This window comes from Pyrinomonas methylaliphatogenes (genome assembly GCF_000820845.2).
Taxonomy (GTDB): Bacteria; Acidobacteriota; Blastocatellia; order Pyrinomonadales; family Pyrinomonadaceae; genus Pyrinomonas; species Pyrinomonas methylaliphatogenes.
Genome location: NZ_CBXV010000018.1, coordinates 1 through 1,310, shown reverse-complemented (window position 1 = coordinate 1,310; position 1,310 = coordinate 1). Strand labels below are relative to the sequence as shown.

Below are 1,310 nucleotides of genomic sequence, written 5' to 3'. Positions count from 1 at the left end.
ATACCCATACTGCTGCCGCCCGTCGTCCACCAAGTCCCCTGCTCCATCGTACCCTAACCCAACGACCCGATTCCCAACGTAACTCACACTGAAGGCCCCTGCCCAGCCGCCCCACCCGACACGCCTCACCATGTTCCCCCACACGTCATACTCATAGCTATGCGCATACGGCCCGGTCGGACTCCCCCACTCACCTCGCCCAACGTGCGCTCGCGCCTCCTCCCCACTGTACGCATGCTGCAACCGCCCCACCTGATCGTACTCCCAACTCCGATCCAATCTGTTGTCGTACAGGTTCCGCGCAAACGTCACCCGCCCACTCCGCTCACCAAAATCATCATACCCATACTCCCACCCTAACACCCCAACCACTTCCCATCTGCTCACACGAAGCCTGTTGTCATACGCGACGCTCTGTTGTCGCCCGTTGCCATACGTCACCTGCTTCACCGCCCCAAAGGCTCGATACCTGATCCCCTGCGCATATACGGTCACCCCTGCGTAACCGGCTCCGGTGATGGCCGTCACCTGGCCGGTCTGATCTCTGGTGTAGCCTACCACCACACCCCACGGATTCGTCACCTGCGTCAACTCCCCTGCTAAATCGTACTGGTACGTGAGCCTGTAAGATTGCCCTAACTCATTGAAATACCGCGTCTCCGCCACCAACCGCCCCAACACATCGTACTCGTAATCCACCCGCCCCATCCCGTCCTCCATCCACACCCGATTCCCTCCTTCATCATACCCATACTGCACGTTCGCAGTGGGAGCCACTCCTTGTGGAACGCCATAGTTGATCGCCGTCACCAAGTGCCGCCCGTTGTACTGAAACGTCTGACTCGCTCCACGTGCATCAGTGATCGTGTTCACCGTATCATCCGCATTGTAGCTATAGATCGTCTGCCCTTGTTCAGGAGTGGTCCTTCTCCACAACCGCCCATGCCCATCATACTCGAACGTCCGCACCTGCCCCTCGTGATTGATCTGCACAAGCTGATCACGCCCGTTGTAGCTGTACCAGGCTGTCGCATAGACGCTCCCGTCCCAGTTGAGTTCTTCAACTCTGGTGAGTCTGCCCAACACATCCTTGTAGAGCCGCTTCCTTCGACCTCGTTCATCTCTGCTCGTAATCACTTCACCGCCTGCGCACCCGCAGCCAGTGTAACTTAACTCACGTGTGCTCCCATCAGGATTGATCGTCAGCGTCACCCGCCCCTGCCAATCGTACTCCTGCTTCGTCCACTGCCAATCACCAGCATCGTCGCCAACAGGCTGCCAACTGTCGTTGATCTCCGCCGGATTCGATG

The 1,310-nt window shown here is 58.3% G+C and carries 1 protein-coding gene; it reads right to left on the bottom strand.

The window, feature by feature from the left end; genetic code table 11:
• The coding region (locus PYK22_RS16125) for an RHS repeat domain-containing protein (protein WP_041979526.1) at nucleotides 1-1,310 on the bottom strand (1,310 nt) is incomplete at both ends.